The organism is Paraburkholderia madseniana (genome assembly GCF_009690905.1).
Lineage (GTDB): Bacteria > Pseudomonadota > Gammaproteobacteria > Burkholderiales > Burkholderiaceae > Paraburkholderia > Paraburkholderia madseniana.
In genome coordinates this window covers 1-21565 of sequence record NZ_VOSW01000064.1, presented here as the reverse complement: position 1 = coordinate 21565, position 21565 = coordinate 1, and the positions used below count along the sequence as shown (strand labels likewise).

Here is a 21565-nt window from a genome sequence, read left to right as displayed (position 1 = left end):
GCGCAGCCAATGATCAACTGGGACAACGCACGATTTTTTCTCGCCGTGGCGCGTACGGGCACGCTGCGCGGCGCGGCGGCGCAACTCGATGTCGATCAGGCGACAGTCGGCCGACGGATCGCCGCGCTCGAAGAAACGCTTTCGACAACGCTGTTTCTGCGCACCCCCGCCTTGTTCGTGCTGACGCCTGCCGGCGAAGCGTTGCTCGGGGCAGCCGAGACGATGGAGCAGGCCGCCTTGTCGATCGAACGGCGAATTGCCGGACTCGACGATCAACTGGCCGGCACGATCCGCGTCGCCACGACGGATTCGCTCGGCAAACAATTCGTGGTGCCGGCCATCGCCAGGCTACGACGGGCGCATCCGGGCATCGAGATCGTCTGCGTGACATCCGCGCAGATCGCCAACCTGACGCGGCGCGAAGCCGACGTGGCGATCCGCACGCTGCGGCCCGATGCACCCGACCTGATCGCGCGCAAGCTCGCGCAACTGGAGGTTGGTATTTACGCGTCACGCGAATACATTGCCGCGCGTGGCGAGCCGCGCGAAGGCGAGGCGTTCGATGGGCACGATCTGGTGATGTATCAACAACCGGCCTCGCCGTCGATGTGGGCGGCGTTGTGCGGTGAGCCGACTGCGCGGGGGCGTCTCGTGTTCCAGACGCAATCCACTGCGATGCTGTTCGAGGCAGCCCTTGCCGGCTTCGGTATTGCCGAGCTGCCGTGTTTTCGCGCCGACTATGAACCGGAACTGGTGCGCGTAATGCCGCATCGCGCGGAGCCATTCGATGTCTGGGTGGTTGCGCACGCTGATCTCTACAAGACCGCACGAATGCAGGTGCTGATTGCCGCGGTGGCAGAAGAATTCGCGCAGGCGCGTTGAGTCGCACGAGTGCACTTCATTTCGTATTCGCACGTCGATGCGTTTAGTGCGACGCCGTATTGAGTTCGTTTAGACGCTGCGTATCCAGCACCGGCCACAACGGCGGATCGGCCAGCGGCGGCGCTGCCTTGACCATTCCCGGCGCGTTGTCGAACACCTCGGCGAGCCAGTCGACAAAGGCTCGCACGCGCGGCGAAATCTGCCGGCTTTTCACATACGTCACTGAGACCGCGACCGGCGTCGGCTTGCATTTCGGCAGGACCTCGATCAACTGTCCGGATGCAAGGTACGGCGCAGCGGTGGCGCGTCCAGGCTGAATCAGTCCCAGGCCTTCGAGCCCGCACGCGAGATACGTGTGTTCGTCGTTCACCTGAATGAAGCCGTCCACTTTGACCTTGCTTGTCCGCGCCGCCACGCTGAAGTCGAAGTCCACGCGCCGGCCGGTCTGCGTCGACAGCCAGTTCACTGAGACGTGGTCCGAGAGATCGTCTAGATGACGCGGCTCGCCGTGCCGCGCGAGATATGCCGGGCTTGCGCAGGTGACGCGTTCGAGCAGCCCGAGGCGGCGCGCGAGCAGCCGGGAATCGGGCAACTCGCCTAGCTCGATACTGCAATCGACGCTCTCGCCAACCAGATCGAGCGTGCGCTGACCCACGCCGAGCGCCAACTCGACATGCGGATGCAGCGCACGAAACGAGGCCAGAGCAGGCACCACGATCGATGCGGCGATCATGCCCGGCATTGCGACGCGTAAGCGGCCGCGCAGATTCTCCGGGCGGTTGAACAGGCCCGATTCGACTTCTTCGATGGCGGCGAGAATCTGCGCGCAGCGTTCGTAATACGCGGCGCCTTCCGCGGTCAGCGTGACCTTGCGCGTCGTGCGCACCAGCAACTGCACGCCGAGCAGGGATTCAAGCGCCTGCACGGTGGTCGTCGCGGTGGCGCGCGGAATCTCGAGCGACTCGGCGGCGCGCGTGAAGCTGCTGGCATCGACGATTCGCACGAAGATCCGCATGGCTTGGACTCGATCTATCACGATGCTTCTCCGGTAAGGCGCGGGTTGTGGCGGGTCAGCCCGGCTGCGAGCAGGGGCGCGAACGCGAACGTCGCGAACAGCCAGAGCGCGGTCTGTTGCGCCCCGGGTAGCGGGGCGAGGGTCGTGAGACCGGCGCCGTTCGCGACGAGACCCGCGAGCGCCGAGCCGAACGCCATCGCGAACAGTTGAATGGTGGTGATCGAAAGGGACGCGAGATTCTCTTCGCCCGGTTGCGCGGCGGTGAACACACGAGTAAGCAGATGCGGCCAGCCGATCCCGACACCCAGCCCCACGCTCGCGAGCGCCGCGCACAATGCGGCCGTGCCGGGCAAACCGTCGAACAAACCTGCTATCGGCATCAGCCATGCGAGCGCGGCGAGTCCGAGTGCCGCGACCACCGGACCCGCGCGGCTCAAGCGTTGCGCGGCAGTGGCGGAGCGGCCGGCGCTAAACATCGAGCCGACCGACCAGCCGGCTGCCATCAACGCGGTCAGATAACCGGCGGCGAACGGCGAACGTCCGTGGATCGTCTGCAAGAAATACGGCACGAAGATCTCACTGGTCACGCCGATACCGAGCAGACTCATGCAGGCGTAGATGCGGCCGAGCCGCGTGCGAATCGAAAACGAACCGCTCGGCAACAAGCGCGTGTGGGCGTCGCTGCGTTCGAGTCTCGCAAGCAGCCATACGAAGCCAAGGCCGGCGATAACGCCGAGCGCGTTCCAGCGCATATCGTCGGTTAATGCGGCGAGCGAAATCACGAGGACGGAGGCGCCAAGCAAGCTGACCTTGAGCAACGGGATCGGTTGAGCCGCTTCACCGTGGGCGCGTTTGTCATCGACCTCGCGATGCACGATCATGGCGAGCAGCAGCACGACCGGCAGCAATACCCAGAACGCCAGCCGCCAATCGCCGAGCTGCGCGAAGATGCCACCGACCGCCGGGCCGCATAACGTCGCAACGCCCCACATGCCCGACACCAGCCCCATCGCGCGTGGCCACAGGCGCTCTTCGAACACCACGCGAATCAGCGCGTAACTGAGCGCGAGCAGAATGCCGCCGCCGAAACCTTGCAGCGTGCGGCCGCCGAGCATCCATAGCATCGACGGCGCAGTCGCGCACACGACGGTGCCGAGCGCGAACACCGCCAGCGCGCTGAAGTACGCGGAGCGCGCGCCGAGCACTGCGAGCAGGCGCACCGACAACACCGAGCCGAGAATCGACGCGACCACGAACAGCGTCGTATTCCACGCATACAGTTCGAGTCCGCCGATGTCGTGCACGACCGACGGCAGGATCGTCGTCGCCACATACACATTGGTGGCGTGCAGCGCGACACCGCCCGCGAGACCCAACGCCCGCCAGCCGTTACTGCCGCTGAGCAGATCACTCCATGCCGGCACATCCGATTGCAGATTTTTCATGTCATGGACAGCCGTGCGAGGCTGGCTTATTATGCAAGTATTGGCTTGGATAATAATGCGCTCCGATGAGATATGCAAATGAAAGCTTGGAAAATTCACCGGCCGTTACGCAAGCCGCGTCAGCGGCTGCGCCGGTGGATCGCATCCTGAATCTGTTGAAGACGCAGGGGTCTTTGTCGACGGCATCGATCGCGGGCGAACTCGGCATCACGGTCGAGGCCGCGCGGCAACAGATCCAGAAACTGCTGACAAGTGGCTTGATCGAAGGGCGCCAGGTGTCGCAAGTGGGGCCTGGGCGGCCGAGTCAAAGCTGGGGTTTGACGGAAGCGGGCAACGCGCGCTTTCCGGATACGCATCCGCAATTGACCGTGCAGTTGCTCGGCTCGATCCGTCAGCTATTCGGCGAAGAGGGACTCGACAAATTGATCGACCAGCGTGCAGTCGAAACGCGCGCGAACTATCTCGCGGCACTCAAACCGATCAAGGGCCTCAAGGCGCGCCTCACCAGGCTCGCGGAGATTCGCAGCGCCGAAGGCTATATGGCCGAGTTGCAGAAAGACGGGCGCGACTGGCTGCTGCTGGAGAACCACTGTCCGATCTGCGCGGCGGCGCGCACCTGCCAGGGGTTTTGCCGTGCGGAGTTGCAGTTGTTTGCGGAGATCGTTGGCGAGGAAGGATCGATCGAGCGCGAGGAGCACGTACTTGCCGGCGCGCGACGGTGTGCCTATCGCGTGAAGCCCAAGAGCAAATAGCGCTGCATTACAGCGCATGTTTATGCGCTTCGAATTGTTTAGACGATCAATTGCTTACCGCGAATTTTTTGCGAATAAATTTCCGCTTTTTCCATGCGAGGATAAAACGCCAACAATGTTCACGTATGCGCGATAGCTAGCCGATCCGCATACTCGCGATAGCGCGCCGGACACGCCGGCCGTGTGCGCTTCGCATCTCGCAAGGAAAACCCGTCGTGAAATTCTCGTCTCGCCTTGGCGTGGCAGTTCTTGTCGTCCACAGTCTGCTTCCTCTCAACGCATCCGCGCAATCGCAACTCACCTACACCACGTCGTGGATCGGCAATAGCTTTGGTTTCGGCGATGGCAAGTGGATGCAGCAGGACATTCAGGCGATCAGCGTCGGCGCTGACGGCACCGTTTATACCAATGCCCCCTGGGATGAAAGCGGTAGCGAAATCGCCGCGTACCGTGCGGGCGACAAGATCGCCGTGGCCGGTTCGACGCATGGCTGGGGCGCCGCTGGCGGCGACGCGGTCGCGACGAACCATACCTACCTGTACGCGGCAATGTCGATCGGCAACGAGAACAATGGACTGGTCGGCGCGGACTATCCGCCGGCCAATCAGACATGGTTCGGCGTGACGCGTCGCACGCTTGCCAATCTGGCGGCCGGTGCGCCTTTCGCGGGCGGCATCGGCAATAGTGCCAACGCGACGAAGAACAGTTTCCTGCTGCTCGACACAGTGACGACCGGTACCGATGCTGGCATTCGCGGCATGGCTGCCACCGATACCGAACTGTATGTCGCGGATACCATCAACAGCCGGATCCTCGTGTTCGACGCGGCCTCGATGCAGCGTTTACGCTCGTGGAGCGTGCCTTCGCCGGGGCGCATTGCAATCGACACGGATTCAACGCTGTGGGTGATGAGCGGTGTTTCATCCGGAAACCTAAGCATTCTTCACTACGCCGCCAACGGCACCGCGCTCTCCGGCACCTTGACGTTGCCCGCCGGCGCAGTGCCAACCGACATCGCGATTACACCTTCCGGACAAATCCTTGTCGCCGACAACGGACCGTCGCAGCAGATCCGCGTCTACAACAAGGACGCCAGCGGCCAGCCGCAAGCTGCCGCGCCGATCGGCACGCGTAACGGCATCTTCCATCCGGTCAAGGGCGTACCGGGCAACTGGCGCTTCAACGGCATCACGGGTATCGGTCTTGATCCGGCGGGCAATTTGTATGTCGCGCAGAACGGCGAAGGGCCGCGGCCGCTCGGCTCGGCATCGGTCGGTCAAGGTGCGGTGCTCGAGAGCTACGTGTACAGCACGCATGCACTCAACTGGCGCCTGTACGGGCTGACTTTCGTCGATAGCGCCGCGTTCGATCCGGCAACGCCGAATTCCGTCTACACGGGCTCGAAGCGTTTCACGCTCGATTACAGTCAACCGGTCGGCCACGAATGGTCGTATGCGGGCTTCACGCTCGACCGCTTCGACTATCCCGACGACCCCGCCTTTCACGAGCCTCGCGGTGTACGCGGTGAGCCGATGGTGCGGCGAATCAACGGCCAGCCGTTTCTCTATACGCTCGATCCGGGCGCGCATTATCTGAACGTCTATCGCTTCGACGCGGCGCACGCAGAAATGGCGATTCCGTCCGGCTTGCTGGCGCAAAATCCATTGCCGGGCACGTGGCCCGCAGCGCAGCCCACCTACGGCGAATGGTTATGGCGCGACAGCAATGGCAACGGCGCCGTCGACGCCAGCGAGATCAGCAGCAATCCGTCGACGGGCAGCACGGTCGGCAACGGCTTCTGGTGGGTCGATACGCCCGGCAACGTGTGGCTCGCCACGCCGACGAGCGGCATTCGCGAGATGCCGCTGCAAGGTCTCGACTCGGCCGGCAATCCGATCTACACGTACGCGAGCTCGAAGATGTTCGCGATGCCGCAACCGTTCACGCGCATCGCGCGGATCGTCTACATCGCCGAGACCGACACGATGTACATATCGGGCTTTACCAGTGCGATCCCATGGGATTCGACCCACTGGAAAGAGGCTGGCCCGGTGCTCGCGCGCTATGACAACTGGAGTTCCGGCACACCGGCGCAGCAATACACGGTCTCCTTGCCATGGAACACGCAAACCAATCCGCAGACGACAACGGTCGGCGTCGCGGTGGCGGGCAATTACGTCTTCATCGCCGAGTTGTACACCGCGAAGGTGGACGTGTATGACGCACGCACGGGCCAAGCGGTCGGTTATATGACGCCGGGCGCGAGCGTCGGCAACACCAGCGGCTGGGTGGATGTCTATCTCGGCATCAGCGCGGTGCAGCGCGGCAATGGCGAATACGTCGTTCTGCTGGAAGACGACGCGCGCGCGAAAATCCTGATGTATCGGTGGACGCCTTGACGTGAATCGCGTGGATCGCGCTGAGTCCGAGCACGAATAGACGCCAGCGCACGATCGGTATATAACAACGTGAAAGGATGGCTTTGTTCACTGACGCATGGGACCGGAGTAAGCGCTAAAGCGCTAACTCCGGATCGACACAGGAGAGAAGTTTCATCATGACGCAAGACGTAACGCCTCAGCCGCCCACGGGCGAGCGGCCCGACCTGGAACACCTCGATGCAGCGCTGAGTCACGTGGACCAGCAGGTGTCGTCCGGCAGCATTGCTTCCGGTGCCGCAAAGGGCATTCTGTATAGCCTGATCGAAACGCTTGGCGCGTTCGTCGGCGATCCGGATCTGCCGGAGCATGCGCGTTCGGGTTACAACGGACTGCTGGAAGCCGCTCGCGAATTGCGGGCGAAACTGGACCGCTGAAGGCAAAGACGCGCCGTCTGCGGGCGGCGTGGTTCAACTCGGCTCGAGGGTCCCATGTGGCGCGGGCATTTGTTGGTTTGTTGTCGCGATTGACGACAGCATGCCGCCCGTTGCGATTTGTCTTTGCTTTGCCCTTGTGAGTCGCCGTTGTATTTCGGCGGCCCGGTTCTCTGTGATAAAAAGGCGCATTGTTTCCAACATTGCGCCTTTTTTATGCTTTCTCCGTCCGCTATCGCGTTGCTGGCCATCGGCATTATCGTCGTGTTGATTACGCCGGGTCCGACCAATACGCTGCTTGCGGCTGCCGGTTTGCGTCAGGGCGTGCGCCGTTCTTTGCCGCTGATCGCCGCCGAACTCGCCGGCTATCTTCTGTCGATTTCAGTGTGGGGGCATTTTCTCGCGCAGGCAGCGCACGCGCTGCCGTGGTTGCCGTCGCTGCTACGCGTGGCGGCCGGCGTGTACATCGCATATCTCGCCGTCGATATGTGGCGCGCGGCGGTGGCTTTGCCCGATTCGACGCAGCGGGCGAGCGGCATGCGCACGCTATTCGTGGCGACGCTGCTCAACCCGAAAGGCTTGTTGTTCGCCGGTACGATCTTTCCCGCCGTCGCGTTCGTGCATGTGCCCGCGTATGCCGCGGCGATGCTGATGTTCGCCTGCCTGCTGGTGCCGATCGCGCTTGCGTGGATCGCGTTCGGCGCGGCGCTCGGCAGCGGCAAACTCACCTGGCTGAATCCGGTGAAGATGCAGCGCGGCGCGTCGATCGTGCTGGGCGTGTTTTCCTTGTCGCTTGCATGGGCGGCGCTGCATTAATTCCGCCTCTTGTGCCGCGCGCTTAAGCTTCCATCCTGCTGTCCGCGCTTAACGCCTCAAGCCATTCCGGCGGCGCCGATGCGATTTCCAGTTGCGGCGTGCCATGCCAGTCCGCACAGCGTTGCAGAGCGCGGCGCAAATCGCCCGCAAGCCTCGCACTCAGGCGCACGCCGGGTTCTATGTGCAGCGATTTCAGTTCGAACACGCCGTTGGTCCGATGCGCCTTCGCATCCACGCGACCGACCAGACGTCCCCGGCTCAACAGCGGCAACACAAAATAGCCGTATTTGCGCTTCGCGGCCGGCGTATAGCATTCGATCGCATAGTCGAAGTCGAAGAGCGCGGCGGCGCGCTTGCGGTCCCACACCACCGGATCGAACGGCGACAACACCGTGGTGACGGTTGAAGCGAGCTTGCCGTTCGCTGCGTCGTCGATCATCGGCGCGAATTCATGATGGACGAAGGTGTCCTGCTTCCAGCCTTCCACTTGAACCGGGATCAGCTCACCGCGATCGGCGAGCGCTTGCAGTTCGTCGCGATAGGGGCGGCGCGGCAGCCGGTAGTAGTCGGCGACCCAATCGGCGCGCACGACGCCGAGCGCGCGGCAGGTTCGCCGCAACGCTTCCTCGGTGACGGTTTCCCGCGGCGGCAGGTCGCGCGCGTCGTCCCAATCCGGTAACACGCGTTCGGTCAGGTCGTAGACGCGATGAAAATTGCGCCGCTCGGCCACCATCAATTGCCCGATCGCGAACAGCACTTCGAGATGACGCTTCTCCGGCTTCCAGTCCCACCAGCCGTTGCCCGTGCCCGCCTCGCGGGCGAAGTCCGCTGAACGCACGGGACCTGTTGCACGGATATGCGCGAGCAGCTTGTCGATGTCCTTGCGGTGCTTCTTGTGCCACTCCGCCGCGTATTTCCAGCCCATGCCGCTCGGGTCGAGCATGCGATGGCGCAGCAGGCCGTAGTCTTCGGTCGGGACGAAACAAGCTTCATGCGACCAGTATTCGAACAGCTTGCCTTCGGCGAGATGCTCGTCGAGCCATTGCTGCGGATACGCGCCGAGCCGGCTGAACAGCACGAGATAGGGACTGCGCGCGACGACGTGAATCGTGTCGATCTGCAGTTGCGCCATGCGGCGAATCGCGTCGAGCACGTCGGCTTTGACGGCCTTGCGGCGCGGCGGCGTCAACAAACCTTGCGCGGCCAGATGCAGGGTGCGCGCGGCGGATAGCGGAAGAGTCTTCACGCGGGTGTCGGTCACGGGATTAGGAGCGGGCACGAGGTCCGGCCAGGATCAGCAGCCGCTACTTTAGCGCGAATACCGCAGACGAATCGGCGTGGAATGCAACCGGAGCATGGCAGCGCGGGAGGCCCGGTGGGCACAATGGCAACGGCGCTGCAACTCCGCAATTGCGCAACGCTCCCGAACGGACCTTACCAGTCGCGCCTGTTGTGCTTGTCCCAGCCACGGTGGCGGCCATGGTCATGGCGCTCGCGGTACTCGCGGTAGTAATCGCCGCGATACCCATAGCCATACGCGGGTTGCACAGGCACATAAACGACCGGTGGGGGTGCATAAACCACAGGCGGCGGGGCGTACATGAGGCCGGGTGTGTTGACGAACACGCCGACGTCCACCCGGGCCGAGGCAGAGGTCGCTGCGCAGGCGGCGGCAAAGCCGAATGCGGCGAAAACGATCGCGCGTTGGATCATGCTTGTCTCCTGTGTCCCATGCAAGATTGCAGTCGAAAGAGTCAGCCATTCGCTGTCGAATGGCTGACAACAATCTTACGATACAGAAAGAAAAGCAGGTGCAACCAGTTGAAGACGTGTGTAACAGCAGGTTACCCGGGGGGGCGCTCAAGCCCCCAAAGCGACCGCTTCTCCCGCCGAAACGGCCAGCAGTTGATGGATCTGCGCGACTACCGCCGCACCTTCTCCGACCGCCGCCGCGACGCGTTTCGTCGACCCGGCGCGCGCGTCGCCGATCGCATACACGCCTTCGACAGTTGTAGCGAGGTCGCAGACGGAGGCGCCGTCCACGCCGGCGCCGGTCAGCACGAAGCCCTTGTCGTCCAGTTGCACGCCGCAGGTGCGCAGCCAGTCGGTATTCGGATCGGCACCGGTGAAAAGGAACAGATGGCGCGTATCGAGGCTTGCGGTGCCGTCCGGTAGCGGCTTCTTCAACACGACCGACGCCAACCCGATGTCGTCCGCCTCGAGGCGGCCGACCTCCGAATGCGGATGCACGAACACATTCGGCAGCGAGCGGATGCGGTCGATCAGATAGCGCGACATGGTGGCTTCAAAGCCGCCCCGGCGGATCAGCACGTGGACCTTGGCCGCGTGTGTCGCCAGATAGACGATCGCCTGGCCCGCCGAATTGCCGCCGCCCACCAGTACGATCTCCTGGCGTTTGCACAGTTTGGCCTCGACCGGCGACGCCCAGTAATATACGCCGCGCCCATCGAAACGATCGAGCCCTTCGAGCGCGGGGCGCCGATAGACCGCGCCGCTCGCGATCACGATGGTGCGGGCCGTGATCTTGCCGCCGCACTTGAGTTCCAGCCGGTACGGCGACTCCGCGCAATGCAGCGCCTTGACGTGGACCGGAATCGCCACGTGCGCGCCGAATTTCTGCGCCTGCACGAACGCGCGGCCCGCCAGCGCCTGGCCGGAGATACCGGTCGGAAAGCCGAGATAGTTTTCGATCCGCGCACTGGCGCCTGCCTGGCCGCCTGGCGCACGACTGTCGAGCACGATGACCGAGAGGCCTTCGGACGCCGCGTACACTGCGGTAGCGAGGCCGGCCGGGCCGGCGCCGACGATCGCGACGTCGTACACATGCGAATCGTCGAGATCGGGCAGCAAGCCGAGGCAGGTGGCGAGTTCCGGCATGCTCGGATGACGCAGCACCGAGCCGTCCGGGCAAATCACCAGCGGCATGTCTTCTTTCTGCGCGGCGAATTGCTCGATCAGACGCAACGCGTCTTCGTCGCGCTCGTCGATCACCGAGTGAGGATGGCCGTTACGCGACAGGAAGCCTTGCAGCATGACGAGCCGTGCGTCGCTGCTGTTGCCGATCAGAATTGGGCCACCCGCGCCCTTTTCGATCAGCGACACGCGCCGCAGGATCAGCGCCCGCATGATGCGCTCGCCCAGTTCGGCCTCGGCGACGATCAACGCGCGCAGCTTGTCCGGCGGAATCAGCAAAGCGTCGACCGGGGTGACGGCCATGCCGTTGACCAGCGCGGGCCGCCCGGACAGTTGACCGACTTCCGCGAGAAAATGCTTGGCGCCATGTTCCGCGATCACAACCTCGCGTCCGATGCCATCGCGCTGATAAACCTTCACGCGCCCGTCCAGCAGCACGAACATGCCTGGGCCGGTGTAGCCGGTCTCGAACAGCAGCTCACCGGCTTCCCAGTGGCCCACTTCGCCGAACCGGCGCAGACGATCGATTTCTGCGCACGTGAGTTCGGGGAACATCTGATGCATGCGCGTCGCAAGCGACGAAAACGGCGCGTCGGCGACGACGGCTTGTTGCCCTTCAACTTCTTGAGTCGACAGCATTGAACCGCTCCTTCTGTGTTCTTCCTGATTGATCGACACGGGGGGCGAAGCGGCGCGGGCGCGCGAGGGCGCCGATATGAATGCGCTGCTGCGCTACACGGCCTTCGGCGCGATATCGTCGACCGCCACGTCGGGCGGTGGCATGCCGGGCAGCGCGTCCACCGCCTTGCCCGAGTCGCGCCAGGCTTCCATGCCGCCGCGTAACGGCAACACGTCGGCGAAGCCGGCTTCGTTCATCTGTTTGGCCATCCATGCTGCGGATATTTCATTCGGGCACGAACAGTAGATCACCACCTTCTGATCGTGCGGGTACGTTGCGACGATCTCCTCGAGCTGGCGCTCGTCGGCGAATTGCGAGCCCGGAATCACGAACGGATCGAGCGCGCGCTTTTCCTGCGAGCGGATATCGAACACGACCGGTGTTTTGCCGGCCGCGACCAGCGCCGCCAGCTCGTCGACTTCGATCCGCTGCGTCGCGAGTGTGGAAATCAGCTGGCGCCGGCGAATCCAGCGATAGGCCGCATACAGCAGCAGCAACGCGACGGCCACCAGCGCGGCCGTGCGCCCGAGGCGCCCGGCCATGGCGAACAGCATATCGATCTGCCGGGCGAACAGCGCACCGATGATCAAACCGGTACCAGACCACAAGGCGGCGCCGATGCTGTCGTAAGTGAGAAACGTGCGGTAGCGCGTCCCCATTGCGCCGGCCATCGGAATCGACACGATCGACAGGCCCGGCACGAACTTCGCGATCGCCAGCACACGCACGCCCCAGCGGCCGAAGAAACGTTCGGTCTTTTTTACGCAGGTGTCGCGCGACAGCGAAAGACGGCAGATCGTTTTCAGCGTATTGCCGCCGTACATACGGCCAGCGAGATACCAGGCGCTGTCGCCAATCAGCGTGGCGAAGATCGACAACACGAGGACCGGCATCAGTTGCGTGCCCACCGACCCGGGATGCATGGCCGCCATCGCCCCGAACAGCACGAGCGACGGCATCGCCGGCACCGGCAGCCCGAGTGAGGCGGCCAGCACGTTGACGAAGACGAGCGCTGGTCCATATTGCTCGACGAGATCATGTAGCATCGGCTTACATCCGCAGCCCTTTCGGGCGCGGCGCAGGTAGGGAAAGCAACGGGGTATGTAAGGATTATGGACGCATTTTCAAGACGTGCAAATGTCGGAAATGCGGCCAGTTATTAGCGTGTTAAAAGCGCGACTGTGGCTTGCCCGCGGGTTAAAGGCGCGGAATAGAAGCGCGAATGGAGCAAAGCGAACGGATTGAAGCTTTCGCGGCAAGCGAATGATGAATAACGGCCTACGGATGCCCGTAGGCCGTTATTCGGTACGCAAACCAAAGGCGGCGGTGCAGAAACGGCGCACGGCATTCGCGCGTAAGCGCAATACCGTGCGTGGCAGCTTTATTGACGATGATTGTGCTGTTCGCCCGGCAATTCAGCGCCATGCGCGCGAATGGCCGCAATCAGTTCGGCCGGCGTGATTTCGTAGCGCACTTCGCGGTGAATGCCTGGCTTGCGCTCATCGACCTCGATCAGAAGAATGCCTTTGCCGTCTTCTGTCGATTCGAGGCGCAGCGAGCGGAGTTCGCGCGCCGTTGCGTCGTCGTATTCGGTGAGCAGGGCCATTGACCCGGAGGACCCGGTAGTGCGCATCGAGGTTGTCCTTGTTCCGTTGTTGATCGAACCATTGTACGGGCAGGTTGGCGCGCCGTCTGTCGCACGGCGCTCACACGTAGGGAATCCGCCCGCCACCTATCTGCTTGCCGGGACCTCGCGCTGCGCCGCATTGACCAATGGCTGGCGAGGCCCGCCGGGCAATGCGAGCCGTGACGCCCGACTGTGACAACCAGTTTAACGCGACTCTCCGCCCCGACGGCTGCATTTTTCGTGCCCCGTGACGGTGCAGCCCTTCTCTCCCCGGCTGTCACGGTGCTGACGCGCGCGTCGGTTAGGGCGGGGCGCGACGAGAGAAACAGGCGGCGAAAAAATAGCCCGTCCTTTGGGAGGGCGGGCTGCTAAACGCCGTTGTTACTCGGGTCAGCCTGCCCTTGCAACTAATTGGGCGCTGACGGTTGCATCCTGATGCGTCAATTCCGGGCTGTCGAGGTGGGAGTAACGCCGATCTATCAGATTAATGTCAATTCTTCCGGCTCGACTTCGTGCGCGAAATCATGCGCGTGCGTTCCGAGTAGCCATGGAAATCAGTGCCGGATGCTTCGCGTGCTGTTATCAAAAGCGCTACACTGCGCCCGTAAAGGGCTGCAGACGTGTTTCGTGCTCCTCCGAGCCGCAGCGGTCTGCGCGCGCGAACCACGCTAACTTTGCCAGCCGATGCAAAAGATCCTCGACCGCACGCAGGAATCACTGGCGCACGCATTCGCGTCGCTGGCCCATAGCGCGAAGCGCCAACAACGGTTGTACCTCGCGACGATCGCTTCGCTGATGCTGATCGTGGTGGGCTTTGCGCTGCTGCTGGCCGTCCTTGCCGCGGACAAGCAACTCGAATACCGGCGAACGTTCGCGTCCCAGAGCGCCGCCGACCTCTCGCGGCTCCTGCATCGGCAGGAATCGTTCATGCGGCGTGCTGAGTTTACGCTCGACTACTATCGCGACACCGACAACGTACTGCGCGTGCCGGCAAGCGTCGAGGATGCGGTGCGCGTGAGCGGCGTCGCACGCGGTACGGTGCCAAGGGTCGATGCGCGATTCGACCTGCTGGTCGGCGACGCCGCGCGCGCGGCATGGGGGCCGCAATTCGGCGCGAACCTATGGCGCATCTACGAAGCGGCACAGTCGACGCTAGTGACCCAGCAGGCGTTCGAGCTACCGCAACGGGCGATCCTGCTTGGGCTGACCGAAGACTATGCCGCGATTCTGCCTTCGCTCGCTCAACCGGTTGCCAACTCGGGCGCCGATCGCGGCGTGACGGCTGCGCCGTCTTTGCAGCCGGCGATCGTGAGCACGTTGCGTGAGACTCTCGAACAGGACCTGCAGGCGCAAACCGGCACGCGTATGCCCGGCAAGGGCGAGCGGATCTGGCTCGGTCCCTATCGCGATCCGCTGCAAGGCGTGCCGGTAATCTCCACGGTGAGCGCCTACTATGCCGGCGATACACCGACCACACTGATCGCGATGAGCATTCCGCTTGACGGGCTATTGGCGCATGTCGCGCGGCCCGACCGCGAGGGGACGCAGTTGCTGATGACGGCGGATCGCCATGTGATCGTGTCGTCACCGCCCGTCGACGCGCAGACTGCAGCCATGCTGCAAGACGCCGTCGCTCATATGCCATCCGATGCATACCGTTACACCCGCGATGGCGTGATTCTGAGCGAGCCTTTGATGCCAGGTTTTGGCTCGCTGGTTAGCTACCTGTCGTGGCGCGAGCTGATTGCCGCGCTTGGTTGGCAACTGGCCGCGCTTGCCGGCCTCGCGCTGCTGGTGCTGGCGGGGATCGCGCTGGCGGCGCGGTTCTGGGGGCTGCGCCTGATGCGCAGCACCTTCGCGGAAACGTCGCGTGCGCTGGAAAGCGAAACCATCAATCACGTTCTGGTCAGCGCGACGCCGGTCGGTTTGTGCATCGTCCGGCAGAGCGACTATTCGATCATCATCGCCAACGCATTGGCCGACGAGTTGCTGCATATGGAAGCCGGCCGCAGTCGCTTGCCGCTGCATATCGTCGACGAAATTCGTGCACAAGCGCCGGATGGTCCTTCGATCACTGCATTCGCGAGGATCGCCGCCTTTGTCGCGCCTGCGCAGCCGGAAGCGCATCCGCAGTCACAGCCTCCGTCACAACCGGCGCCCGAAGAAAGCGCCTCGCCGCAAGCGCAGTTTCTGCAATTTACCTACGCGCCGGCACGATACGCCGACGAGGACGTGCTGTTCTGCGCGATCCTCGATGTCACCGCGCAACACGCACTCGAACAGCAGTTGCGGCTCGCGCAGCAGACCGCCGAAATCACGATGCGGGCTCGCTCGAATTTCTTCGCGTCGATGAGCCATGAAATTCGTACGCCGCTGAACGCGCTGCTTGGCAACCTCGAATTGTTCGCCCGTACACCGGGGCTCGAAGCGCACGCGCAACGGCTTACCGCATTGAACGTCGCGGCCGATGCGCTGCGCCACATCGTTAATGACATTCTCGATTTTTCGAAGATCGATGCCGGCGAGATGAAGCTCGTGAGCGAGTCGTTCCGCCCGCTCGACGATTTCGAGAACATTGCGCTCTCCTACGCGCCCATGACGGCGGATCGCGCTATTCGCTTCTATGCGCATCTGTCGCCGACGCTCGATCAGGTGCTGCGTGGTGACCGCACGCGCATCGCGCAGATCGTCAACAACCTGCTGAGCAACGCGTTCAAATTCACCTCATGCGGCAAGATCACGCTGAGTGCCGAAGTGAAGGACGATCTGCAAGGACGTCCGATTCTGATCTGCCGGGTCTGCGATTCGGGGATCGGCATGGATCAGGCGCTGGTTGCGCGCATCTTCAGTCCGTTCGTGCAGGGCGAAGCGAGCACGTCGAGCCGCTATGGCGGCACCGGCCTCGGTTTGTCGATCTGCGCGCGGCTGTGCGAGTTGATGGGCGGCGATATTTCGGTTGAGAGCGTGCTGGGTGTCGGCAGCACGTTCAGCGTTTCGATCCCGCTCGCTCCACCCTCGGACGAGTTGCGCGAGCCGGTTGTCGAACCGGCTCGCCGCGGCAGTGTGCTGGTGGTGTCGCAGGAACGCGAGTCGGGGCAGATCATCGACAGCGGCTTGCATCTGGTGGGGTGGTCTGTTCATACCGTCGTATCGATGCGCAGCGCAGAAGCGTGGTTGCGCGTGAACCGGCCGGAGGCGATGGTGGTCACCGGCGAGTACGATCTCGACGCGATTGCAGCGTTGCGTGCGGTGCACCCGGCCGGCGTAGTGTGGATCACGCGCACCGGACCACATCGTCCCGCTCCGTGTGGCGACGGCGTGCTCGAAGTGACGGAGTTCAGCCGCAAGGCGATTCTGGCCGCGGTCGATCTCGCGGCCACCGGTACCGCCGATGCCGCAGAGGCGCTGCCGCCGACCTCCGCCGCATTGCCGCCTCCCGAAGCCAATCCGGCCTTGCAAGGCTTGACGGTGCTGGTCGCCGAAGACAATCCGCTGATCCAAACCTTGATCGTCGAGCAACTCGACGCGCTGGGCTGCCTGCCGACGATTGCCGGCGACGGGCGGCAAGCGCTGGCGGCATTCGAACAGGGGCATTTCGAAGTGGTGCTGACTGATATCCACATGCCCGTCATGGATGGCTATGCGTTGCTGGCGGCATTGCGTAAAGCGCATGCGGACTTACCGGTGCTGGCTTTTAGCGCAGTCACAGACAACCAGCAGCAGGAAGGCTGGCGCGAGCAGGGCTTCACCGGGTATGTCGCGAAACCGGCGTCGCTGGGTGAGTTGGAAGCGGCACTGCTCGCGGTGACGTCCGCGGAGCTGCAGCGTGCGCCGGTATCGGCGACAGCAGCGACACTGGAACCGACCATCAACAACGGCCGCGCAGACGGCTGCAGCGACCCCGGCGGCAGCCGGCGCAACCGCCGACCCGGTGAACACGCTCAGCGCGGACGACAAGTCGCGTTACACGGCCATGCTCAAGGAGCATCTTCAAAACGATCTGCCGAGGCTGCTGGCGATTGTCGAACAGGAAGACCGGGAAGCATTGGGCGGTTGGGCGCATAGCGCGGCCGGCGGGTTCCTGGTTGTGCAGGAGCAGCGATTCGCGCAGCAATGTCGCGAACTGCAACGGCTCTGCGAGAACGGCGAACCGTGGACGACCGAGCTGGACGAACGCGCGATCTCACTGCACGAGGCGATATGCGATCACTTCGGGCTGGATGAAGAGTCGACGCATTGATTGGCGTTTCTGCCGGCGGGATCGTCATTGCCGTCGCCATCGGCGATTCAGTCCTGGCCGATCAATCCGGGCGTTTCGCGATGAAGTCGATCTCGACCAGCGCGTCGCGTGCGAGCGCAGTGACGCCAATGCAGGTTCTCGCCGGCAGTTTGTCCGCGGGAAAGTAGGCGCGGTAGGTCTCGTTCATCGGCGCATAGTCGCGCTTGAATTCAGTCAGAAAAATGCGCACTGCGATCACGTGTTGCAGCGTCAGACCGACGCCTTGCAGCACGAGTATCAGGTTGTCCATCACGCGTTGAGTCTGCGCGACGACGCCGTCCGGAAGCGACGCGCTGTCGTCGATGGGCGAGGTCGGCATCTGACCGGTCAGGAACACCCAGCCGTCGGCTTCAGTGGCATGGGAGAAGGGTCCGACGGGCGTCGGAGCGGACGGGATCATCCAGAAGGCAGGGGTTGGGCTCATGAGGGCAGTCGGCGTCGAGTGTCAGCCGGGCTAAGTTGTCGGGCTAAGTTAACCGAACAAAATTTTTGACGTCGGCAGTTTGTCCGTATTGCCGCTTGTGTTACCCGCTAGCCAGTACTCAAGTACTCAATTGTCCGAGCGTGCGGAATGCCGTGCGCCGTTCGGAATCACGCCGCACCGTGCGGCGTGATCCCCGCGCCATCTGCCGCGCCGTTAAACCAACCCAGTCATGTAATACACCGCGATCACAAAGAAAACCGCCAACGTCTTGATCACCGTCACCGCAAAGATATCGCGGTACGACTGGCGGTGCGTCAAACCCGTCACCGCCAGCAGCGTGATCACCGCGCCGTTATGCGGCAGCGTGTCCATGCCGCCGCTCGCCATCGCGACGACCCGGTGCAGCACTTCCATCGGGATATGCGCGGCTTCCGCACCCTTGATGAACGTGTCGGACATGGCCGCGAGCGCGATGCTCATCCCACCCGATGCCGAACCCGTGATACCCGCCAGCGAACTCACCGAAACCGCGGCATTGACGAGCGGGTTCGGAATGCTCTTCAGCGCATCGCCGACCACCAGGAAGCCCGGCAAAGCCGCGATCACACCGCCGAAGCCATACTCCGACGCGGTATTCAACGAGGCCAGCAGTGCGCCCGCCACCGCCGCCTTGGTGCCGACCGCGAAGCGTTCGCGCACGCGGCCGAACGCCGTCAACACGACCATCATGATGCCGAGCAGCAGCGCGCCTTCAACGGACCAGATCGCGACGACGCTTTTGATCGCCGTCGTGACCGGCGCATGGATGCCCGGCAGGATGTCCGGCGCGATGGTGTACGACGCGCCGTACCAGTTCGGAATCGAGCGGGTCAGCAGGAAGTTCGCCACGCCGACCAGCACCAGCGGCGCGACCGCCAGCAGCGGATGCGGCAGTTGCTTCGATTCGACGCGCTCCGGTTCGTTGACGAGTTCCGTGCCGTAGCCTTCGCCGGTCGCCATCGCCGCGCGGCGGCGCCATTCCAGATACGTGAGGCCAACCACGATGATGAACAGCGAGCCGGTTACACCGAGCGCGGGCGCGGCCCAGGACGTCGTCTTGAAGAAGGTGGTCGGGATGATGTTCTGGATCTGCGGCGTGCCCGGCAGCGAATCCATGGTGAACGAGAACGCGCCGAGCGCGATCGCGCCAGGCATCAGGCGTTTCGGAATATTGCTCTGGCGGTACAGCTCGGCGGCGAACGGATACACCGCGAACACCACCACGAACAGCGATACACCGCCATAGGTGAGCAGCGCGCACACCGCGACGATCACCGCATTGGCGCGTGAGCGGCCGATATAGCGGATGGCCGCGGCCACGATCGACTCAGAAAAGCCGGACAGTTCGATGACTTTACCGAACACCGCACCCAGCAGAAACACGGGGAAGTAAAGCTTCACGAAGCCGACCATCTTCTCCATGAAGATGCCGGAGAAGACTGGCGCGACGGCGCCCGGATCGGTCAGCAGCACCGCGCCGAGGGCGGCGATCGGCGCAAACAGAATGACGCTGTAGCCGCGATACGCGGCAAACATCAGAAACGCCAGCGCGGCGAGGACGATAACAAAGGACATTGAGTCTCCAAAGCTTGGTTGTTCTACGTGTACGCCGTCCCGATGACTGCGACGGCCCGGCGCCCGCAAATGCAGATTCCATGCCACGCACGCCGCAGCGGCCTGTCCGTTGATTTCACAGGCCGAAGTTCGAAACGTGATGCGGCCGATTGTACCCAAATGTCTCAAAATCGGGACGCAGATCAGCTGAACATAGGCTGAATTGAGGCAATACCTTTATGTAGTACGCTTGCTGGCGATCTCATCAATGAGATAAGCTTGTCTACGAAATGAGATATGCATAAATAGAACGATAGCCGGAGACAGCGACACCATGATGAACGACTGGGCGGGCCTTCCTGCCACCTACGGCGACGTCCTCCGCCGGGCGATGGATTCGCTCTTCCGCACGTTCGAAAACTTCAGCGAAGGCACCTTCATCGTCGACGCCGAGGCGCGCATTGTCTGGATCAACAAGCGCTACGCGGCGCGCTTCGGGTTTTCGGACCCGGAGCAGGCGATTGGCCGGGATTGCGAGGAGGTGATTCCCAACAGCCTGATGCGCGAGGTCGTGAAAACCGGCAAACCGATTCTGCTCGACATCCTCGAAACGGGCCGCGAGCCGCTTGTCGTGACGCGACTTCCGTTGAAAGACGATGCGGGTGAAACGGTCGGCGCGGTAGGTTTCGCGTTGTTCGACGAACTGAAGGCGCTCACGCCGCTTTTTTCCCATTACTCGCGCGTGCAGGAAGAGTTGATCGCGACGCGTCAGTCGCTCGCGCAGGCAAGACGGGCGAAGTACACGTTCGGTAGTTTTGTCGGCACGAGCGCGGCCAGTCTCGAAGTGAAGCGCCAGGCGCGCCGCGCCGCGCAACTCGAGTCGCCCGTGCTGTTACTCGGCGAAACCGGCACGGGCAAGGAACTGCTGGCGCATGCCATTCACGGCGGATCGGCGCGGGCGAATTGGCCGCTCGTGACCGTCAACGTGGCGGCGATTCCTGACACCTTGCTCGAAGTCGAATTCTTCGGCGCCGCGCCCGGCGCCTATACCGGCGCCGACCGGAAAGGACGGGTCGGCAAGTTCGAACTTGCGAACGGCGGCACGCTGTTTCTCGACGAAATCGGCGATATGCCGCTGCCCTTGCAGGGCAAGCTGTTGCGCGTGCTGCAGGACAGGGAGTTCGAGCCGCTTGGCTCGAACCGGATCGTGCGCGCGGACGTGCGGATCATCGCCGCGACCTCGGCCGATTTGCCGGCGCTGGTCGCGGCGGGACGTTTCCGCGCGGACCTGTTCTATCGACTGAACGTGTTGACGATCCAGGCGCCGGCGCTGCGCGAGCGTTCGTCCGATATCGAAGCGCTTGCCTACGCCATGCTCGAGGACCTGTCGACGCAAGCGCGCGGCGCCAGTCACTTCGAATTGCAGGACGATGCTTTGCGGCTGCTGTGTTCGTATGGGTGGCCCGGCAATGTGCGCGAGCTGCGCAACACGCTGGAGCGGGCGGTGATGCTTTCGGACAGCGAGCGAATCGATGCGCGTGCGCTGGCGCCGTTCATCGGCCCGGCGCAAGGCGGACATCGTCTTCTTGTATCCACGGGCTCTGAAGCGCACGCTTCAGATGCCACCTCGGAGGCGCCTGAAGTGACGTCGTGGAGCAATGCTATGGCCACGTTCGAGAAGCGCTTCCTCGGCGACGCCTTGCGCGCCAACGGCGGTCGCGTGATCGAGACGGCCATGCAGATCGGCATGGGCCGCGCGACGCTCTACAAGAAGATCGCGGCATACGGCATCGAGGTGTGACGAAGTCCCGCGACATCGCGTGGCGCAGTGCAATTGCCGCGTGGCACAATCGCGTGATCGAAAAACAAGACGTGATCGGGGTTTCAAATGAAACGCAGTCTCTCCTCTTTCGCGCGCCGCGCCGGTGCCGCGCTGGCGCTTCCCGCAATCGCCATGCTGAGCGGTTGCAGCAGCAGCGCGCCGCTGTTTCTGTCGGATGGCCGCCAAACTACGCTGGTCCAATGTCCGGCCGGCTCGGACTCCTGCTCGCAGCAGGCTAACGCAGCGTGTGGCGGCGCTTTTGACGTCGTGCGCCAGTCCAGCGACAACGGCACGCTCAGTCTGATTTACGCCTGCCGGGCGAAATGACGCCACGCCGGGCGATGGCTGGCGTGATGCGTGCGACTAGAGCGTGTTAGGCACTTTGAAGTACCGGCACTGCGTGAACGAGCATGAGCATCGCGAAGACCACGAAATGCAACCCGGCAAGTGTTTCGGGTAGCCTTTCATAATCACGCGCGAGGCGG

General features: G+C 63.3%; 17 protein-coding genes and 1 pseudogene. 8 read left to right on the top strand and 10 right to left on the bottom strand.

The genetic code is table 11. The features are described 5' to 3' along the window. The first annotated feature begins 12 nt into the window (after positions 1 to 12). Positions 13 to 882, top strand: coding sequence for a LysR family transcriptional regulator (locus tag FSO04_RS29215; RefSeq protein ID WP_199203071.1), 870 nt, complete (start codon positions 13 to 15; stop codon positions 880 to 882). 43 nt (positions 883 to 925) lie between these two features. Here the strand turns inward: FSO04_RS29215 and FSO04_RS29210 are convergent, their stop codons facing one another. Next, the gene (locus FSO04_RS29210; RefSeq protein WP_168435885.1) at positions 926 to 1918 is read right to left on the bottom strand and encodes a LysR family transcriptional regulator; all 993 of its coding nucleotides are present in this window, start codon (positions 1916 to 1918) and stop codon (positions 926 to 928) included. Further along, positions 1915 to 3342 carry an MFS transporter gene (locus FSO04_RS29205; RefSeq protein WP_154565033.1) on the bottom strand — a complete coding sequence of 476 codons (1428 nt, stop codon included), beginning with the start codon at positions 3340 to 3342 and terminating at the stop codon, positions 1915 to 1917. Before FSO04_RS29205 ends, FSO04_RS29210 begins: the two co-directional genes overlap by 4 nt. Before the next feature lie 65 nt (positions 3343 to 3407). On the opposite strand from FSO04_RS29205, the gene FSO04_RS29200 reads away from it, so the two are divergent. The 4 genes from FSO04_RS29200 (at position 3408) to FSO04_RS29185 (ending at position 7722) form a co-directional block, all read left to right on the top strand. Next, positions 3408 to 4094 (top strand): helix-turn-helix transcriptional regulator, encoded by a 687-nt coding sequence (locus FSO04_RS29200; protein ID WP_154565031.1) that lies wholly within the window; start codon positions 3408 to 3410, stop codon positions 4092 to 4094. A gap of 215 nt (positions 4095 to 4309) precedes the next feature. Beyond that, a complete protein-coding gene (locus tag FSO04_RS29195; RefSeq protein WP_168435884.1) occupies positions 4310 to 6493 on the top strand; it encodes an NHL repeat-containing protein in 2184 nt (727 codons plus the stop codon). A 158-nt stretch (positions 6494 to 6651) separates the two neighbouring features. Continuing rightward, the gene (locus FSO04_RS29190; RefSeq protein WP_154565029.1) at positions 6652 to 6909 is read left to right on the top strand and encodes a hypothetical protein; all 258 of its coding nucleotides are present in this window, start codon (positions 6652 to 6654) and stop codon (positions 6907 to 6909) included. Between the two features lie 213 nt (positions 6910 to 7122). Beyond that, positions 7123 to 7722 carry a LysE family translocator gene (locus FSO04_RS29185; RefSeq protein WP_154565027.1) on the top strand — a complete coding sequence of 200 codons (600 nt, stop codon included), beginning with the start codon at positions 7123 to 7125 and terminating at the stop codon, positions 7720 to 7722. A gap of 22 nt (positions 7723 to 7744) precedes the next feature. On the opposite strand, the gene FSO04_RS29180 is transcribed toward FSO04_RS29185, so the two are convergent. The 5 genes from FSO04_RS29180 to FSO04_RS29160 all read right to left on the bottom strand — a co-directional run bounded on the left by FSO04_RS29180 (position 7745) and on the right by FSO04_RS29160 (position 12968). Beyond that, the gene (locus FSO04_RS29180; RefSeq protein ID WP_168435883.1) at positions 7745 to 8968 is read right to left on the bottom strand and encodes a winged helix-turn-helix domain-containing protein; all 1224 of its coding nucleotides are present in this window, start codon (positions 8966 to 8968) and stop codon (positions 7745 to 7747) included. A 188-nt stretch (positions 8969 to 9156) separates the two neighbouring features. Further along, positions 9157 to 9435: a hypothetical protein gene (locus FSO04_RS29175; RefSeq protein ID WP_154565025.1), complete on the bottom strand. Its 279-nt coding sequence runs from the start codon at positions 9433 to 9435 to the stop codon at positions 9157 to 9159. A 147-nt stretch (positions 9436 to 9582) separates the two neighbouring features. Further along, complete coding sequence (locus FSO04_RS29170; RefSeq protein ID WP_154565023.1) at positions 9583 to 11295, bottom strand: FAD-dependent oxidoreductase; 1713 nt, start codon at positions 11293 to 11295, stop codon at positions 9583 to 9585. Positions 11296 to 11388: 93 nt separating this feature from the next. After that, a complete protein-coding gene (locus FSO04_RS29165) occupies positions 11389 to 12381 on the bottom strand; it encodes a DedA family protein/thiosulfate sulfurtransferase GlpE (RefSeq protein ID WP_154565021.1) in 993 nt (330 codons plus the stop codon). A 335-nt stretch (positions 12382 to 12716) separates the two neighbouring features. Next, a complete protein-coding gene (locus FSO04_RS29160) occupies positions 12717 to 12968 on the bottom strand; it encodes a hypothetical protein (RefSeq protein ID WP_007178686.1) in 252 nt (83 codons plus the stop codon). A gap of 678 nt (positions 12969 to 13646) precedes the next feature. On the opposite strand from FSO04_RS29160, the gene FSO04_RS29155 reads away from it, so the two are divergent. Then, positions 13647 to 17027 (top strand): ATP-binding protein, encoded by a 3381-nt coding sequence (locus FSO04_RS29155; RefSeq protein WP_233465019.1) that lies wholly within the window; start codon positions 13647 to 13649, stop codon positions 17025 to 17027. Between the two features lie 236 nt (positions 17028 to 17263). Here the strand turns inward: FSO04_RS29155 and FSO04_RS29150 are convergent, their stop codons facing one another. Then, a complete protein-coding gene (locus FSO04_RS29150; protein ID WP_154565019.1) occupies positions 17264 to 17665 on the bottom strand; it encodes a RidA family protein in 402 nt (133 codons plus the stop codon). A gap of 213 nt (positions 17666 to 17878) precedes the next feature. Beyond that, positions 17879 to 19279, bottom strand: a complete 1401-nt coding sequence (locus FSO04_RS29145) for a GntP family permease (protein WP_154565017.1) — start codon at positions 19277 to 19279, stop codon at positions 17879 to 17881. 313 nt (positions 19280 to 19592) lie between these two features. Between FSO04_RS29145 and FSO04_RS29140 the strand changes: the two genes are divergently transcribed. Then, positions 19593 to 21059 carry a sigma-54 interaction domain-containing protein gene (locus FSO04_RS29140; RefSeq protein ID WP_154565015.1) on the top strand — a complete coding sequence of 489 codons (1467 nt, stop codon included), beginning with the start codon at positions 19593 to 19595 and terminating at the stop codon, positions 21057 to 21059. An 87-nt stretch (positions 21060 to 21146) separates the two neighbouring features. Beyond that, positions 21147 to 21407 (top strand): hypothetical protein, encoded by a 261-nt coding sequence (locus FSO04_RS29135; protein ID WP_154565013.1) that lies wholly within the window; start codon positions 21147 to 21149, stop codon positions 21405 to 21407. A gap of 46 nt (positions 21408 to 21453) precedes the next feature. Here the strand turns inward: FSO04_RS29135 and FSO04_RS47720 are convergent. Continuing rightward, positions 21454 to 21565: pseudogene (locus FSO04_RS47720) on the bottom strand (IS5/IS1182 family transposase); the annotation flags it as partial.

Excerpts from the sequence above, each read along its gene's own strand:
- FSO04_RS29160 (WP_007178686.1), bottom strand. The coding sequence starts at position 12,968 with ATGCGCACTACCGGGTCCTCCGGGTCAATGGCCCTGCTCACCGAATAC.
- FSO04_RS29170 (WP_154565023.1), bottom strand. The coding sequence starts at position 11,295 with ATGCTGTCGACTCAAGAAGTTGAAGGGCAACAAGCCGTCGTCGCCGAC.
- FSO04_RS29135 (WP_154565013.1), top strand. The coding sequence starts at position 21,147 with ATGAAACGCAGTCTCTCCTCTTTCGCGCGCCGCGCCGGTGCCGCGCTG.
- FSO04_RS29140 (WP_154565015.1), top strand. The coding sequence starts at position 19,593 with ATGATGAACGACTGGGCGGGCCTTCCTGCCACCTACGGCGACGTCCTC.
- FSO04_RS29205 (WP_154565033.1), bottom strand. The coding sequence starts at position 3,342 with ATGAAAAATCTGCAATCGGATGTGCCGGCATGGAGTGATCTGCTCAGC.
- FSO04_RS29150 (WP_154565019.1), bottom strand. The coding sequence starts at position 17,665 with ATGAGCCCAACCCCTGCCTTCTGGATGATCCCGTCCGCTCCGACGCCC.
- FSO04_RS29200 (WP_154565031.1), top strand. The coding sequence starts at position 3,408 with ATGAGATATGCAAATGAAAGCTTGGAAAATTCACCGGCCGTTACGCAA.
- FSO04_RS29165 (WP_154565021.1), bottom strand. The coding sequence starts at position 12,381 with ATGCTACATGATCTCGTCGAGCAATATGGACCAGCGCTCGTCTTCGTC.
- FSO04_RS29145 (WP_154565017.1), bottom strand. The coding sequence starts at position 19,279 with ATGTCCTTTGTTATCGTCCTCGCCGCGCTGGCGTTTCTGATGTTTGCC.
- FSO04_RS29175 (WP_154565025.1), bottom strand. The coding sequence starts at position 9,435 with ATGATCCAACGCGCGATCGTTTTCGCCGCATTCGGCTTTGCCGCCGCC.
- FSO04_RS29155 (WP_233465019.1), top strand. The coding sequence starts at position 13,647 with ATGCAAAAGATCCTCGACCGCACGCAGGAATCACTGGCGCACGCATTC.
- FSO04_RS29190 (WP_154565029.1), top strand. The coding sequence starts at position 6,652 with ATGACGCAAGACGTAACGCCTCAGCCGCCCACGGGCGAGCGGCCCGAC.
- FSO04_RS29185 (WP_154565027.1), top strand. The coding sequence starts at position 7,123 with ATGCTTTCTCCGTCCGCTATCGCGTTGCTGGCCATCGGCATTATCGTC.